This window comes from Streptomyces sp. NPDC056480 (assembly GCF_042795405.1).
Lineage (GTDB): Bacteria > Actinomycetota > Actinomycetes > Streptomycetales > Streptomycetaceae > Streptomyces.
In genome coordinates this window covers 1-15,120 of record NZ_JBHTSA010000077.1, presented here as the reverse complement: position 1 = coordinate 15,120, position 15,120 = coordinate 1, and the positions used below count along the sequence as shown (strand labels likewise).

Genomic DNA, 15,120 nt, shown 5'->3' with positions numbered 1-15,120 from the left:
CGGCCCTTGTGACGACTTGTCGCCAATAGGCCTTATTCCCCGCATGAACGGGGCCCGGGTGGGCAGATCGTTCGCGGGCCGACCGGGCCCGCGCGAAAGGAGCGTGCCGTGCTGTCCGACCTCTTCGACCGGCTGTTCAGACGCCGCGGCCCGGACGGCCGCCCCGGGGCGGGCCCCCGCGGACCCGCGCGCACACCGGGGAGGGTCGTGCTCGACGCGGACTTCTCCTCCGCCGAGCAGTGGGTCGCCGGCCGCTCCTGGGCCTATCCCGGCGGCGGTCCGACCAATCCCGGCGACAACAAGCTCGACCACCTCGTGGAGGACCCCGCGTACAGCAGGACCGGGGTCTTCCGGGCGACCCGTCGGCCCGACGGCAAGTGGGACGCGGGACTGCTCACGACGGAGGGCAGCGCGGAGGCCTTCCTGGTGCGGGCCGACGACGTCCTGGAGGCGCGGGTGCGCCTGCCGGTGGAGACGGGCGCCTGGCCGGCCATCTGGACCTGGCTCGACGGCGGGCAGGAGATCGACGTCTTCGAGTACCACCCCGACAATCCCGACCTCCTGGAACTGTCGAACCGGATCAGGGGACGCCACCTCTACTACCGGAACGCGGCGATCCGCCCGGGGGCCTGGGTCGACCTGCGGGTCGAGTTCGGCGCCCGCAACGTGGTGTGGTGGGTGAACGGCGCGCGGGTCTTCGACGACCGCCGCGGGGTGGGGCGTTCCTGGCGGGCGCACCTCATCGTGAACCTGTCGGTCTGCGCGGGCCGCTACCACCCCGCGCCGGACCCCGGGGTGTCGGAGATGTCGTACGAGGTGGCGCAGTTGCGCGTGTACCGGGACTGACCCCGCGACACGGGGCCGGCGAGGCGGGTCGCGACGGCCCGTGACCCACGGGGGCGTCGGCGACGCGCGCGGGAGGAGGGGGGATGCGGGCCCCGGAGGAACGGGCGTTGCGTAGGCTCGAACAGAGCGTTCCGCGCACCCGCACCGTGCCGCCCGTACGACGAGGAGGACCCTCCCATGAACACCGCCGACGAGGGACGGCAGCAGCAGCTGGACGTGGCCAGCGTGCTCAACGCGAAGACCACCCTCCTCCAGCTCCTCGCCCGGGCGGGCGTCTACACCGGCGACGCGGAGGAGCTCATCGGGCTCGTCGAGGCCGGCGCGCTCGCCCTCGCGCACACGGAGATCACCGAGGCACGGAGGAGCGCTCCGCAGGAGAAGGGGGAGGACTACGCGTCGGGCTGGTCCGACGGCGCCCTGGCCGCCGCCGACGAACTGGGCGCCGTCGCCGAGCGGGCGCTGATCCGCGCCGTCACCACCGGCCCGTCGGCCGACTCCCCCGACGAGCGTTCCCCCGTCGGACGGGCGGAGATGGAGCGGGCCAAGGTGGCCGTCACCCCGCTCTACCTCTCGTTCGCGGACGTCTCCGACCTCGACCCGGAGGTCACGGAGCAGGTGCTCGGGGCGGTGCTGCGCACGATGAGCCCGCGGCAACGGGCCGGATATCCGGGACGGCTGACGCGGTTCGCGTCCGCCCACCACACGCATCTGGAGCGGTTGTACGCGGAGTACGGCCCGGGCAGCCCGATCGCGATCCACGGCCGCTACTCCCTCGTCCACTCCCCCACCAGCGTGGCCGTGCTCGAGCGCCTGGCCGAGACGCCGGCGGCCCTGCACGAGGAGTGGGACGCGGCCGAACTCCCGCCGGCCTGGCTGGACGGTCTGACGACGGCGTGGGGGTCTCCGGCCTGACGACGGGGCGGTCCCCCTGCCCCACCCCTCCAACTCGGCTCCACGAAGCAGCCGTTGAAAACCACTCACCTGATGCGGTGCCACACTTCCGCGATTCCGCCGACAGGACTACTTAGGTTAGGCTAAGTTAAGTTTCGGTGTGCCGACCTGGGCTGTCACCCGCCGGTGTACCGACGTCCCCCACGCGTCAGGAGAGACGGAAGAACATGACCACACGGGTCGCGGTGGCCGGCGCCAGTGGCTACGCCGGCGGGGAGCTCCTCCGCCTGCTCGCCTCTCATCCCGAAGTCGAAGTCGGCATCCTGACCGCGCACAGCAGTGCCGGAAGCACCCTCGGCCAGGTGCAGCCCCAGCTGACCTCGCTCGCCGACCGGGTGCTGGCGGAGACGTCGGCGGAGGCGCTCGCCGGGCACGACGTCGTGTTCCTGGCGCTACCGCACGGGCAGTCGGGCGCGCTCGCCGGGGAGTTGGGCGGTGACACCCTGATCGTCGACTGCGGGGCGGACTTCCGGCTGCGCGACCCGGTCGAGTGGAAACGCTTCTACGGCTCCGAGCACGCGGGCACCTGGCCGTACGGGCTCCCCGAGATGCCCGGCGCCCGGGACGACCTGAAGGGGGCCACGCGGATCGCCGTCCCGGGGTGCTACCCGACCGCCGTCACCCTCGCGCTCTACCCGGCGCACGCCGCCCGCCTCGTGGAACCCGAGGTCGTCGTCGTGGCGGCCAGCGGGACCTCGGGGGCCGGCCGCGCGGCCAGGCCGCATCTGCTCGGTTCCGAGGTGATGGGGTCCATGACCCCGTACGGCGTCGGCGGCGGTCACCGGCACACCCCCGAGCTCACCCAGAACCTGTCCCTCGTGGCGGGCGAGCCGGTGACCGTGTCCTTCACCCCCACCCTCGCCCCGATGCCCCGCGGCATCCTCGCCACCTGCTCCGCACGGCTGCGCCCCGACGTGGACGCCGACGGGGGTCTCGACGAGGTCCGCGAGGTCTTCGAGGCCGCCTACGCGACCGAACCGTTCGTCCGGCTGCTACCGCGGGGTCAGTGGCCGTCCACGGCCTCGGTGCTCGGATCCAACACGGTGCAGGTGCAGGTGGCGCTCGATCCGGCCGCCCGCCGCCTCATCTGCGTGAGCGCGATCGACAACCTGACGAAGGGCACCGCCGGTGGCGCGGTGCAGAGCATGAACGTCGCCCTCGGCCTGCCCGAAGGGCTCGGCCTGCCCATGAATGGAGTGGCTCCGTGACCGTGACCGCCGCCCGAGGATTCCTCGCCAGCGGGGTGGCCGCCGGCATCAAGGCGTCCGGCGATCCCGATCTCGCCCTGGTGGTGAACCAGGGCCCCGCGCGGGCCGCCGCGGGAGTCTTCACCTCGAACCGGGTCCAGGCCGCACCGGTCCACTGGACGCGCCGGGCCCTCGCCGACGGCCGGATCTCCGCGGTCGTCCTGAACTCCGGTGGCGCCAACGCGTGTACGGGCCCCTCCGGCGCCCACGACGCGCGGACGATGGCCGAGCGGACCGCCGTGGCGATCGGGGCGGCCCCGCACGACGTCGCCGTCTGCTCCACCGGACTCATCGGCGTACCCCTGCCCATGGAGCAGGTCGTCGCCGGCATCGCCCGCGCGGCGGAACGGCTCGCCTCCGACGGGGGCGAGGACGCGGCCGTCGCGATCAAGACCACCGACTCGGTGCACAAGACCGCCGTCGTGACCCGGGACGGCTGGACCGTCGGCGGCATGGCGAAGGGCGCCGGTATGCTCGCGCCCGGTCTCGCGACCATGCTCGTGGTCCTCACCACCGACGCCGTGGCGGCCGACGCGTCGCTCGACTCCGCGCTCCGAGCGGCCGTACGCACCACCTTCGACCGGGTGGACTCCGACGGCTGCATGTCCACCAACGACACCGTGCTGCTGCTCGCCTCGGGCGCCTCCGGCGTGACCCCGGAGGACGGTGACCTCACCGAGGCGGTGCACGCCGTCTGCCTCGACCTCGCCCGCCAGCTCGTCGCGGACGCCGAGGGCGCGTCGAAGGAGATCGAGGTGGCGGTCGTCGGCGCCGCGTCCGAGGACGACGCCGTGACCGTGGGCCGCTCGATCGCCAGGAACAACCTCCTCAAGTGCGCCCTGCACGGCGAGGACCCGAACTGGGGCCGGGTGCTCTCGGCGATCGGCACCACCGACGCGGAGTTCGACCCCGACCGCCTGGACGTGGCCATCAACGGCGTGTGGGTCTGCCGGGACGGCGCGGCCGGGGAGCCGCGGGAGAAGGTCGACATGTCCGGCCGCCGGATCACGATCACGGTCGAGCTGCGCGCCGGCGAGGCGTCCGCGGAGATCTGGACCAACGACCTGACCGCCGAGTACGTGCACGAGAACAGCGCCTACAGCTCATGAGCCGAGGGAGTACGACAATGAGGACGCTCGGCGAGCAGCCCGCCGCGGGAGGCGTGGACGCCGTACGGCGTGTGGACGTCGTACGGCGCCCGGGCGCCGTGAGGAAGGTGACCGCCCCGGCACGTGCGGGCGCCGCCGGCCTCCCGGCCACGGACGTGCCGTGGTCCGACGAGCTGCGGGGCCGGACCGTCGTCGTCAAGTGCGGTGGCAGCACCCTGGAGGACCCGGCGCTCCGGCGGTCGTTCGCCCAGGACGTCGTCGAGCTGTGGCAGGCGGGCCTGCACCCGGTCGTGGTGCACGGCGGCGGGCCGCAGATCAGCTCGATGCTGGACCGGCTCGCCCTGGAGGTCCGGTTCGAGGCGGGCATGCGGGTGACCACCCCCGAGGCCATGGACGTCGTCCGCATGGTGCTGACCGGGCAGGTCCAGCGGGACCTGGTCGGCGCCATCAACGCCCACGGACCCTTCGCCGTCGGCATGTCGGGCGAGGACGCCCACACCCTGACCGCCGTGCGCCGCCCGGCCTGGGTGGACGGCCGGCCCGTCGACATCGGTCTCGTCGGCGACATCGTGGACGTCGCCCCGGACACCGTGCGGAACCTCCTCGCAGGCGGCCGCATCCCGGTCGTGTCCCCCGTCGCGCGCGGTGCGGACGGGCAGGTCTACAACGTGAACGCCGATCTCGCGGCCTCCGCGCTGGCCGTCGCCCTCGGCGCGGACCGGCTCGTGATGCTCACCGACGTCCCCGGCCTGTACGCGGACTGGCCGCGGAGCACCGAGGTGATCCCCCGGCTGACGGCAGAGGAGCTGGAGACCCTGCTCCCCGGGCTCGCGGGCGGGATGCTGCCGAAGATGGAGGGCTGCCTGCGGGCGGTGCGGTCGGGAGTCGGACGGGTGCACGTCCTCGACGGGCGTACGCCGCACGCCGTCCTCCGGGGCGTCCTCACGGAGGAGAACCCCGGCACCACGGTCCTGCCCGACGAGGCGGCGGACGGCCCGCGGGCCGCCGCCCCGGCCGTCGCGCCGCACGAGGAGGAGACCCCCGCATGACCGTCACCGTTCCCCTCAGGAACCGCTGGCGTGCCGTGATGATGAACAACTACGGCACTCCCCCGCTGGCCCTGGTCCGCGGCGAGGGCTGCACCGTCTGGGACGAGGCCGGCCGCGCGTACACGGACTTCACCGGCGGGATCGCGGTCAACACCCTCGGGCACGCCCACCCCGCCGTGGTCGCGGCCGTCACCGACCAGGTCGCACGCCTCGGTCATGTCTCGAACCTGTTCGTCGCCGAGCCCACGGTGGCGCTCGCCGAACGGCTCCTCGGGCTGTTCGGCAGGCCGGGCGGCCGGGTCTTCTTCTCCAACTCCGGCGCGGAGGCCGTCGAGGCGGCCTTCAAGGCCGCCCGGCGGACCGGACGTCCGCGGGTGGTCGCGATGGAGGGCGGCTTCCACGGCCGCACCATGGGCGCGCTGGCGGTCACGGGCCAGCCCGCGAAGCGCGAGCCGTTCCTGCCGCTGCCCGGGGACGTGACGCACGTGCCGTTCGGCGACGTCGACGCCCTGCGCGCGGCGGTCTCGGACGACACGGCGGCGGTCTTCGTCGAACCCGTGCAGGGGGAGGCGGGCGTGATCCCCGCGCCCGACGGGTATCTGCGGGCCGCCCGGGCGATCACCCGCGCGGCGGGCAGCCTGCTCGTCCTCGACGAGGTGCAGACCGGGATCGGCAGGACCGGTCACTGGTTCGCGCACCAGGCCGAGCCGGGAGTGGACCCGGACGTGGTGACGCTGGCCAAGGGGCTCGGAGGCGGCCTTCCGATCGGTGCAACGGTGGCGTTCGGCGCGGCCGGCGAGCTCCTCGGCCCCGGCCATCACGGGTCGACCTTCGGCGGCAATCCGGTGGCCTGCGCGGCGGGTTCGGCCGTCCTCGAGACCATCGCGTCCGAGGGCCTCCTGGAGCACACCGTACGGATGGGTGCGCTGCTGCGGGCGGGGGTGGAGGCGCTGAAGCACCCCCTGGTGGCCGAGGTCCGGGGCGCGGGGCTGCTGCTCGGCGTCGTCCTGACGGAGCCGGTCGCCGTGCGGGTGCAGGGAGCGGCGCAGGAGGCCGGGTTCCTCGTCAACGCCGCGGGCCCCGGGACCGTGCGCCTGGCTCCGGCGCTGACCGTGTCGGCACGTCAGGTCGAGGAGCTGGTGGAGGCGTTGCCGGGGATCCTGGACCCGCGCTAGGGCCTGTGCGGCCCTGATCCGCCGGAAGGAGCCGGCCCCGGGAACGGCTTCCCGACCCCCGCCGGGCCTGCCGACGAGCTCACGCTCACCGGCCGGCCCGTTCGGGGTCATTCCTTGCCCGGCTCGGTCCGCCCGTCGACGTACGTCGCCACGATCTCGATGTCCCCGATGCGCGAGGTCTCGACGGTCCGGGGATCGTCCCCGAGAACGACCAGGTCGGCGCGCTTGCCGGGGGTGAGGCTGCCCGCGCTGTCGTCCCAGTGGCAGGCGTACGCGCCGGCCACCGTGTAGGCGTGCAGGGCCTCGTCGACGGTGATGCCCTCGTCCGGGCCGATCGGCCGGCCGGAGAGGGAGGCGCGTTCGACCATGAACTGGATCGCGCGCAGCGGCGAGCCGTCCGTGACCGGCCGGTCGGAGCTGCCGACGAGGGTGACGCCGTGGTCGAGGAAGCCCCGGCCCCGGTACATCCAGGGCGCCCGCCGCTCCCCCATGACGTCCGCGTAGTCGTCGCCGAAGGAGCGGAGGAAATGGGGCTGGACCACGGCGCTGACGCCGAGCCGGGCGAAGCGGGGCAGCTGGTCCGGGCGGATCAGGCCGGCGTGCTCGACGCGGTGCCGGGCGGCCGGGCGGGGCCGGAGCCGCTGGGCGCGTTCCAGGGCGTCCAGGGCGAGGTCGGCGGCGCGGTCGCCGATGGCGTGGACGGCGAGCTGCCAGCCGGCGAGGTGGCCGTCGACGATGAGGTCGGCGATCCGCTCGGGCTCGTCCTGGAACTGTCCGGTGGAGGTCATGCCCTCGTACGGCTCGGTGAGCGCCGCCGTACGGGCCATCATGCCGCCGTCGGTGTAGATCTTGAGGGCGCCGAGGGAGAGCCAGTCGTCGCCGAAGCCGGTGCGCAGACCCAGGTCGAGGGCGCGGGGGATGCCGTCGTCCCGGTGCGCGGCGCGCGGGCGGAGGGTGTCGCCCGCGGCCATGAGCTGGACGCGGAGGGGCAGTCGGCCCCGGTCCCTGAGGAGTTGGTACGCGCCGAGCTCGACGGGGCTGTGTCCGAGGAGGCCGCCGCCGATGCCGGCCTCGGCGCAGGCGGTGATGCCCTCGGCGAGGCAGATGCGGCCGGCGCGTTCGATCGCGTCGGCGAGTTCCTCCTGGGAGTACGGCAGCCGGAGTCGTCGTACGGCGGTCATGGCGCTCTCGGCGAGGAAGCCGTCCTGGTGCGGCACGTCGGCCGGAAGGAGGTCGAGGACCACGCTGTTGACGACGCAGGCGTGTCCGGAGTCGTGCATCAGGAAAATCTTGCGGCCCTGGCTGACCCGGTCGATCTCGGCGGCGGTGAGATGGCGTCCCAGGGCGCGCTGGTCGTAGCCGGCGATGTCGACCCAGGCGCCGGGCTCGGCCTTCCGGGAGGCGGCCTCCCCGATGACGGCGAGGACGTCCTCGATCCGCTCGCAGGGGGCGATGCTCGGGGTGTCGGCCTTCAGTCCCGCCCACGCGAGGTGGACGTGGCTGTCGATGAAGCCGGGCAGCACGGTGGCGCCCTGGAGGTCGACGACCTCGCGGGCGGGGAGGGAGGTCACGGCCTCGTCCAGGCCCACGATCCGCCCCCGCCAGATGCCGAGGTCGTGGGCGACGGGGTGGTCCGGGTCCATGGTGAGAATGCGCGCGTTCGTCAGCCTCGTACAGAGCATGGGCAGTCCGTTCCCGGTCGCTGTCGCCGTCACTGTCGCTGTCGTCAGGAGGTCTTGGCCATCGCGGTGCCGGCCGTGGCCGGTTCGTCCCCGCCCGCCTTCCCGTGTGCCCTCCCGCTCGCCTTCCCGTCGGCGTCGGCTTCGGCCGTCCCCGTCGCCCCGGCCGGGGCGTACCCCTTGGGTGCGGCGGGCACCATGAGCGGTGTGCCGGTCTCGGGGTCGGGGATGATCCGGCAGGGCAGGCCGAAGACGTCCTCGACCAGTTCGGCGGTCATGACGGTCGACGGGTCGCCCTCGGCCGCGACGATGCCGCCCGGGCGCATCACGATGAGGTGGGTGGCGTACCGGCAGGCCTGGTTGAGGTCGTGCAGGACGGCCACGATCGTGTGGCCGCGGCGGGCGTGGAGTTCGGCGCACAGGTCGAGGACCTCGACCTGGTGGGCGATGTCCAGGTAGGTGGTCGGCTCGTCGAGGAGCAGGATCTCGGTCTGCTGGGCGAGGACCATGGAGAGCCAGACGCGCTGGCGCTGGCCGCCGGACAGGTCGTCCACGGGGCGGTCGGCGAGTTCGAGCACGCCGGTCTGCCGCATCGCCTCCACCACGGCCGCCTCGTCGTCGGCGGACCACTGCCGCAGGAGGCCCTGGTGGGGGTAGCGGCCCCGGGCCACGAGGTCGCCGACCGTGATGCCGCCGGGCGCCGTGGAGGACTGCGGGAGCAGTCCGAGCCGGCGGGCGACCTCGCGGGAGCGGTACGAGGCGATGGCGGCGCCGTCCAGGTAGACCTGCCCCGCACGCGGCTTGAGCATCCGGGCGAGGGCGGTGAGCAGGGTGGACTTGCCGCAGGCGTTGGGGCCGATGATGACCGTGAAGGACCGGTCGGGGATCTCGACGTCGAGGCCGGTCGCCACCGTCCGCTGGTCGTAGGAGAGGGTCAGGTTCTCGGCGCGCAGGCGGGAGGCCGGACGGTTCGTTGCTGTCATGCGCGGCTCTTTCGCGACTCGGTGACCAGTAGCCAGATGAGGTAGAGCCCGCCGACGCAGCCGGTCGCCGTGCCCACCGGCAGGAGCGCGGGGGCGAAGAGGCGCTGCACGGCGAGGTCGCTCAGGGCGAGCATGACGGCGCCCATGAGGGCGGACGGCAGCAGGGCGGGCCCGGAGGAGCCGGTGATCTTGCGGGCCACCTGGGGTGCGGCCAGGGCGACGAACCAGATGGGTCCGGTCACGGCGGTGGCGAACGCGGCCAGGGCGACGCTGATCACGAGCAGGAGGGTGCGGGTGCGGGAGACGTCGACGCCGAGGGCCATGGCGGTCGTGTCGCCCATCTCGACCATGGAGAGGCGGCGGGAGAGGAAGAAGGCGAGGGGGAGGAGGACGGCGACGGCGATGCCGATGGCCTGGGCGTGTGTCCAGAGCCGGTTGCCCAGGCTGCCGATCAGCCAGGACTGCGCCTCCAGGGCCTCCTGGAAGGTGGCGCGGGTGATCAGGTACGAGTTGACGGCGAGGAGCAGGGCGCTGACGCCGATGCCGACGACGACGAGGCGGAAGCCCTGGATGCCCCGGCCGATCATGAGGAGATGGACGGCCAGGGCGGTGCCGAGGCCTCCGACGAGGGCGCCGAGCGCGATCTCGGTCATGCTGCCGTGCAGCATGACGATGACGACGAGGGCGCCGACGGCGGAGCCGTTGGTGAAGCCGATGATGTCGGGGCTGCCCAGGGGGTTGCCCGTGATGCTCTGCAGGATGGCGCCGCTGACGGCGAGGGCCGCGCCGACGCACAGCGCGGTCACGAGGCGTGGCATGCGGAGGGTGTTGACGACGAAGTCGGCGATCCCGGTCCCGTTGCCGGTCAGCGCCTGGACGACCTCGCCGACGGAGAGGTCGAAGTCGCCGGTGGTCAGGGTGATGCCGGCGACGACGAGGAGGGCGACGAGGAGGGCCGCGGTGGCGGCGACGGTGCGCCCCTGGACGCGCAGGGAGACGCTCCCGGAGCGGGTGCGGACGACCCGGCCGGTGATGACTCGGGGCAGGTCCGGCGCGGTCGCCCCGCCGGGTTCCTCGCGGGGCGCCGGGTCGGGCGCGGAGGCCTTCGCCTCCCGGACGGCAGTCACAGCATGACCAGCTTTCGGCGGCGGCACAGGGCGATGAACAGGGGGGCGCCGACGAACGCGGTGACGATGGCGACCTGGAGCTCGCCGGGGGCGCCGAGCACCCGGCCGAGGACGTCCGAGCCCAGGAGCAGGACGGGGGCGATCAGCATCGAGTACGCGAACACCCATCGCTGGTCGGGTCCGACGACGAACCGGGCGATGTGCGGTACGGCGAGACCCACGAAGCCGATCGGTCCGGCGGCGGCGGTGGCGGCCCCGCACAGGAGCATCACGGCGACGGCGCCCAGGGCGCGGGTCCGGCCGACGTTCACGCCGAGGGCCCGGCCCATCTGGTCGCCCATGGCCAGGGCGTTGAGCGAGGGGGCGAGGACGAGGGCCACGACGAGGCCGGTGCCGATGAACGGCAGGGCCATGACGACGATGTCGTAGTAGCGGCCGGCGAGGGAGCCGACGGTCCAGAAGCGGAACTGGTCGAAGGCCCGCGGGTTGAGCAGCAGGACCGCCCAGTTGAAGGCGTACAGCACGGCGGTCACGGCGGCGCCGGCGACGACGAGCCGCTCGGGGGATGCGAGCTTCCGGCCGGAGGAGCCGAGCAGATAGACGCCGACGGACGCGGCGGCGGCTCCGGCGAGGGCGAACCACACGTAGCCGAGCGGGGCGGCGACGCCGAAGAAGGCGATGGCGACGACGACGCCGGCGGAGGCGCCGAGGTTGACGCCGAGCATGCCGGGGTCGGCGAGCGGATTGCGCGTCAGGGCCTGCATCAGGGCGCCGGCCAGACCGAGGGCCAGGCCGACGAGGATGCCGAGGAGGGTGCGGGGGATGCGGTAGTCATGGATGATGACCGACGTCTCCGACCCGTCGGGGTTCCACAGCGCGTCCCAGGTGGCCGTGAAGGGGATGCCCCGGGTGCCCACCCAGACGCTGAGCAGTCCGACCAGGACGAGGGCGGCGAGGCCGACGACCAGTCCCAGTCCCCGGAACGCGGCGCCGGTGCGGCCCGACCCGCGCGCGCCGGGACCTGTGGTCTTCTCCGCGGATCGCTCCTGGGGCTGCTGTCCCCGCACCACCCGGGATTCGACGGACAACGACAACTCCCCCTGGCGGCGGTACAGATGTACGGCGGGAACCTGGCGGCGAGAGACCGAAGGATCACGACTTAGGTGAGGCTAACCGAACCGTGTCCTGAGGTCAACGCGCCGGACAGGACCTGTCCGACACCCCGCCCGGGGCCCCCGCACCCCACCTCGACCCCCGCCGAACTCAGAGTAGGCTTACCTAACCAACCATCTACCTCCGTGAAGGAGTCTCATGCCAACGGGCGGACCGACGGGGGGACTTGTCCTCCGCCAGGCGATCAGAGGACAACGCCGCCGAGTGATCACGGCGTCTCTGCTCGGTATGACCCACCAGGGCTGCGAGGCCCTGGTGCCGGTGGTCATCGGCGCCACCATCGACTCGGCGGTCGCCACCGGCTCCTCTTCGGCGCTGCTGCGCCTGCTGATCGTCCTCGCCGTGCTCTTCCTGGTCCTGTCGACCTGCTACCGCGTCAGCGCCCGGATCACCGAGGGCAGCGGCGAACTCGCCGCGCACCGGCTCCGGCTCGACCTGGCCACCCGGGTGCTCGACCCCCGGGGCGGCGCCGACGCGAACCGCCTCCCCGGCGCGCTGACCAGCATCGCCACCAACGACGCCCGCCGTGTGGGCTCGGTGGCCACCATCATCGCGTACGGGGTGTCGGCGGTCGCGGCCCTCGTGATCAGCGCCGTCGCACTCCTCAGGATCTCCGTCCCCCTCGGCCTGCTCGTCCTCCTCGGCATCCCGCCGCTGCTGTGGCTCGGGCACCGCATCAGCCGGCCGCTCGAACAGCGCAGCGAGGCCGAGCAGGAGCGGGCCGCCCACGCCTCGGGTGTCGCCGCCGACCTCGTCTCCGGACTCCGCGTCCTCAAGGGCATGGGCGCCGAGTCGGCGGCCGTGGCCCGCTACCGCACCACGAGCCAGGACTCGCTGTCCGCCGCCCTGCGCGCCGCGCGCAGCCGGGCCGGACACGAGGGCGCCGTCCTCGCCCTGACCGGCGTCTTCATCGCCGTCATCGGCGTCGTCGGCGCGTACCTCGCCATGGACGGCAGCATCAGCGTCGGCGACCTGGTCGCCGCCGTCGGTCTCGCCCAGTTCCTCCTCGGCCCGTTCCAGCTGCTCGGCTACGTGAACGCCGAACTCGCCCAGGGCCGCGCCTCGGCCAAGCGGATCGCCGAGGTCCTCGCCTCGCCCGAGGCCGTCGGGACCGGACACGACGCGCCCGCCGACGGGACCGCAGGACATGTCGCCCTGCGCGGGGTGTCGCTCGGCGCGCTCCGGGGCGTCGACCTCGAACTCCCGGCCGGCAGCCTGACCGGGATCGTCGCCAGGGACGCCGCCGCAGCCAATGACCTCCTCGTCTGCCTGGCCCGTGAGGCGGACCCCTCCGAAGGTGCCGTCGAGCTCGACGGCACGCCGCTGACCTCGCTCGACCCCGACGCGCTGCGCCGGGTCGTCCTCGTCGCCCACCACGACGCCGACCTGTTCGAGAGCACGCTGCTCGACAACGTCAGGGCCGGGGCCGCGGGCGACACCCCGGCCGTCGAGCGGGCCCTCAAGGCCTCGGCCGCCGACGAGGTCGCCCGGCTCCTCCCGGACGGCGGGGACACCCTCCTCGCCGAACGCGGCCGCTCGCTCTCCGGAGGTCAGCGCCAGCGCGTCGCCCTCGCCCGCGCGCTCGCCGCCGACCGGCCCGTCCTCGTGCTGCACGACCCGACCACCGCGGTGGACACCGTCACCGAGTCCCACATCGCCGCCCGGCTGCGCGAGGTCCGCCGCGACCGCACCACCATCCTGGTCACCACCAGCCCGGCTCTCCTCGCCGTGACCGACCGCGTGATCGTCCTGGAGGACGGCGCCGTCCAGGCGACCGGCCGCCACACCGAGCTCCTCGCGGCCGACGCGACGTACCGTGCGGCGGTGCTCGCATGACGCTCGCCGACGGGACACGGACCGACAGCCGGCCGCAGCAGGACGAAGGACGGACGAGAGAGACGGAACAGACCATGAGCGGAACCAGCCCGGACCGCGTGCTCCTGCCGACCGCCGGCGGCGCCGAGTCCGTCGCGGCGCTCCGCACCATGCTGCACGGCCATCGGCTCCTCGCCGTGCTGGCGATGGCCGTCCTCGTCGCCGGCACCGCCGTCGGACTCCTCACCGCTCCCCTGCTCGGACACATCGTCGACCTCGTGGTCGACAAGAAGGGCGCGGCCGCACTCACCCTCCCCCTGGTCCTGCTCGTCGTCGTCGCCGTCGCGCGGGGCGCGGCCGCGGCCGTCGGCAGCACCCTCGTGGCCCGGCTCGGCGAGACCGTCCTGGCCGCCCTGCGGGAGCAGTTCATCGAGCGGGCGCTGCGGCTGCCCCTCGACCGGGTCGAGGCGGCCGGCTCGGGCGACCTGGTCTCCCGGGTCACCAGCGACGTGTCGATGATCGGCAAGTCGGTGCGTCAGGCCCTGCCCGAGTTCAGCCGCTCCGCCCTGACGATCCTGCTCACCTTCGTCGGACTCGCCGTCCTCGACTGGCGCTTCCTGATCGCGGCGCTCCTCGCGTCCCCGGTCCAGGTGCTCTCGGTGCGCTGGTACATGCGCCGGGCCGCCCCCGTGTACGGCGAGCACCGCGTCGCCACCGGCGCCCTGCAGCACCAGCTGCTCGACAGCGTCGGCGGCGTCCGGACCGTGCGGGCGTTCCGCCTGGACGACACCCACACCGACCTGCTGGAGAAGCGGTCCGCCGCCGCCCGCGACCTGGGGCTGCGGGGCATCCACATCGTCACCGGGTTCTTCTCCCGCCTCAACCTCGGCGAGTTCATCGGTCTCGCGGCGATGCTCGCGACCGGGTTCGTCCTGGTCGACAACGGCTCGGTCAGCATCGGTACGGCCACCGCCGCCGCGCTGTACTTCCACAGCCTCTTCAACCCGATCAACGCGACCCTCTACCTCCTGGACGACGCCCAGTCGGCGGGAGCGAGCTTCGCCCGCCTCGTCGGCGTGTCGAACCTCCCGGCGGAGCGGGCCGAGAGCGAGGCGCACGCCCTCGCCGACGGCTCGGTCGAGGTGTCCGGGCTCAGCCACGCGTACGGCTCCGGCGCGCCGGTCCTGCACGAGGTCGACCTGCGGGTACGGAGCGGGGAACGGGTGGCCCTGGTGGGCGCGAGCGGCGCCGGCAAGACCACCCTGGCCAAACTCATCGCCGGCGTCCACACCCCCACCTCGGGAACGGTGTCCCTCGGCGGCATCGACACCGGGGAGCTGGGCCCGGCCGGGGTCCGCCGCTCGGTGGCGCTCATCAGCCAGGAGGTGCACGTCTTCGCCGGAACGCTCGCGGACGACCTGCGCCTCGCCCGGCCCGAGGCCGACGACGAGCAGCTTCGCGCGGCGCTCGACCGCGTCGACGCGCTGGAGTGGGCCGAGGCGCTGCCCGAGGGCCTCGCCACGGTCGTCGGGGAGGGCGGCCACCGGCTGACGGTGACGCAGGCGCAGCATCTGGCCCTGGCCCGGCTGGTCCTGGCGGACCCGCCGATCGCGATCCTCGACGAGGCCACCGCCGACGCCGGCAGCGCCGGCGCGCGCGTCCTGGAAGAGGCGGCGGCGCGGGCCCTCGAGGGCCGCACGGGGCTGCTCGTGGCGCACCGGCTGCCGCAGGCCGCCGCCGCCGACCGGGTGATCGTCCTCGACCAGGGCCGTGTCGTGGAGACCGGCACGCACGAGGAGCTGGTGGCGGCGGGCGGCCGGTACGCGGTCCTGTGGGCCGCCTGGTCGGCCAGCCGCCAGGAGCCCGGGGAGCAGGTGCCGCGGCCGGCTCCGGACCCGGACACCCAGGCCTCACCGGTCGCCTGAGGCCGGCGACGGCACGCCGAAGGGGGCGGTACGACGAGAGT

At 73.9% G+C, this 15,120-nt stretch carries 12 protein-coding genes; 8 read left to right on the top strand and 4 right to left on the bottom strand.

All coding sequences use genetic code 11. The features are described from left to right. Positions 1-108 precede the first annotated feature (108 nt). The 6 genes from ACFQ79_RS27870 to ACFQ79_RS27845 all read left to right on the top strand — a co-directional run bounded on the left by ACFQ79_RS27870 (position 109) and on the right by ACFQ79_RS27845 (position 6,377). Positions 109-846 (top strand): beta-glucanase, encoded by a 738-nt coding sequence (locus tag ACFQ79_RS27870; protein ID WP_383588543.1) that lies wholly within the window; start codon positions 109-111, stop codon positions 844-846. Positions 847-1,023: 177 nt separating this feature from the next. Next, positions 1,024-1,758, top strand: a complete 735-nt coding sequence (locus ACFQ79_RS27865; protein ID WP_383588540.1) for a hypothetical protein — start codon at positions 1,024-1,026, stop codon at positions 1,756-1,758. Between the two features lie 206 nt (positions 1,759-1,964). Then, positions 1,965-3,005: an N-acetyl-gamma-glutamyl-phosphate reductase gene (argC, locus tag ACFQ79_RS27860; RefSeq protein WP_383588537.1), complete on the top strand. Its 1,041-nt coding sequence runs from the start codon at positions 1,965-1,967 to the stop codon at positions 3,003-3,005. Then, on the top strand, positions 3,002-4,153 hold the full coding sequence (gene argJ / locus ACFQ79_RS27855) for a bifunctional glutamate N-acetyltransferase/amino-acid acetyltransferase ArgJ (RefSeq protein WP_383588534.1): 1,152 nt from the start codon (positions 3,002-3,004) through the stop codon (positions 4,151-4,153). The genes argC and argJ overlap by 4 nt, the downstream gene beginning before the upstream one ends. Before the next feature lie 17 nt (positions 4,154-4,170). Then, positions 4,171-5,202 (top strand): acetylglutamate kinase, encoded by a 1,032-nt coding sequence (argB, locus tag ACFQ79_RS27850; protein ID WP_383588531.1) that lies wholly within the window; start codon positions 4,171-4,173, stop codon positions 5,200-5,202. After that, a complete protein-coding gene (locus ACFQ79_RS27845; protein ID WP_383588528.1) occupies positions 5,199-6,377 on the top strand; it encodes an acetylornithine transaminase in 1,179 nt (392 codons plus the stop codon). The genes argB and ACFQ79_RS27845 overlap by 4 nt, the downstream gene beginning before the upstream one ends. Before the next feature lie 107 nt (positions 6,378-6,484). Here ACFQ79_RS27845 and ACFQ79_RS27840 read toward each other — a convergent pair whose 3' ends face one another. The 4 genes from ACFQ79_RS27840 to ACFQ79_RS27825 are packed head-to-tail and all read right to left on the bottom strand — an operon-like array spanning position 6,485 to position 11,260. Further along, positions 6,485-8,059: an amidohydrolase gene (locus ACFQ79_RS27840; protein WP_383588525.1), complete on the bottom strand. Its 1,575-nt coding sequence runs from the start codon at positions 8,057-8,059 to the stop codon at positions 6,485-6,487. A gap of 44 nt (positions 8,060-8,103) precedes the next feature. Next, on the bottom strand, positions 8,104-9,039 hold the full coding sequence (locus ACFQ79_RS27835; RefSeq protein ID WP_383588522.1) for an ABC transporter ATP-binding protein: 936 nt from the start codon (positions 9,037-9,039) through the stop codon (positions 8,104-8,106). Further along, entirely contained in the window at positions 9,036-10,166 is a 1,131-nt protein-coding gene (locus ACFQ79_RS27830) for a FecCD family ABC transporter permease (protein ID WP_383588519.1), read from the bottom strand. Before ACFQ79_RS27830 ends, ACFQ79_RS27835 begins: the two co-directional genes overlap by 4 nt. After that, a complete protein-coding gene (locus ACFQ79_RS27825) occupies positions 10,163-11,260 on the bottom strand; it encodes a FecCD family ABC transporter permease (RefSeq protein WP_383588516.1) in 1,098 nt (365 codons plus the stop codon). Before ACFQ79_RS27825 ends, ACFQ79_RS27830 begins: the two co-directional genes overlap by 4 nt. Positions 11,261-11,477: 217 nt before the next feature. Between ACFQ79_RS27825 and ACFQ79_RS27820 the strand changes: the two genes are divergently transcribed. Both ACFQ79_RS27820 and ACFQ79_RS27815 read left to right on the top strand, forming a co-directional pair. Then, a complete protein-coding gene (locus ACFQ79_RS27820; RefSeq protein WP_383588513.1) occupies positions 11,478-13,175 on the top strand; it encodes an ABC transporter ATP-binding protein in 1,698 nt (565 codons plus the stop codon). Beyond that, the gene (locus ACFQ79_RS27815; RefSeq protein WP_383588510.1) at positions 13,172-15,079 is read left to right on the top strand and encodes an ABC transporter ATP-binding protein; all 1,908 of its coding nucleotides are present in this window, start codon (positions 13,172-13,174) and stop codon (positions 15,077-15,079) included. Before ACFQ79_RS27820 ends, ACFQ79_RS27815 begins: the two co-directional genes overlap by 4 nt. Positions 15,080-15,120 lie beyond the last annotated feature (41 nt).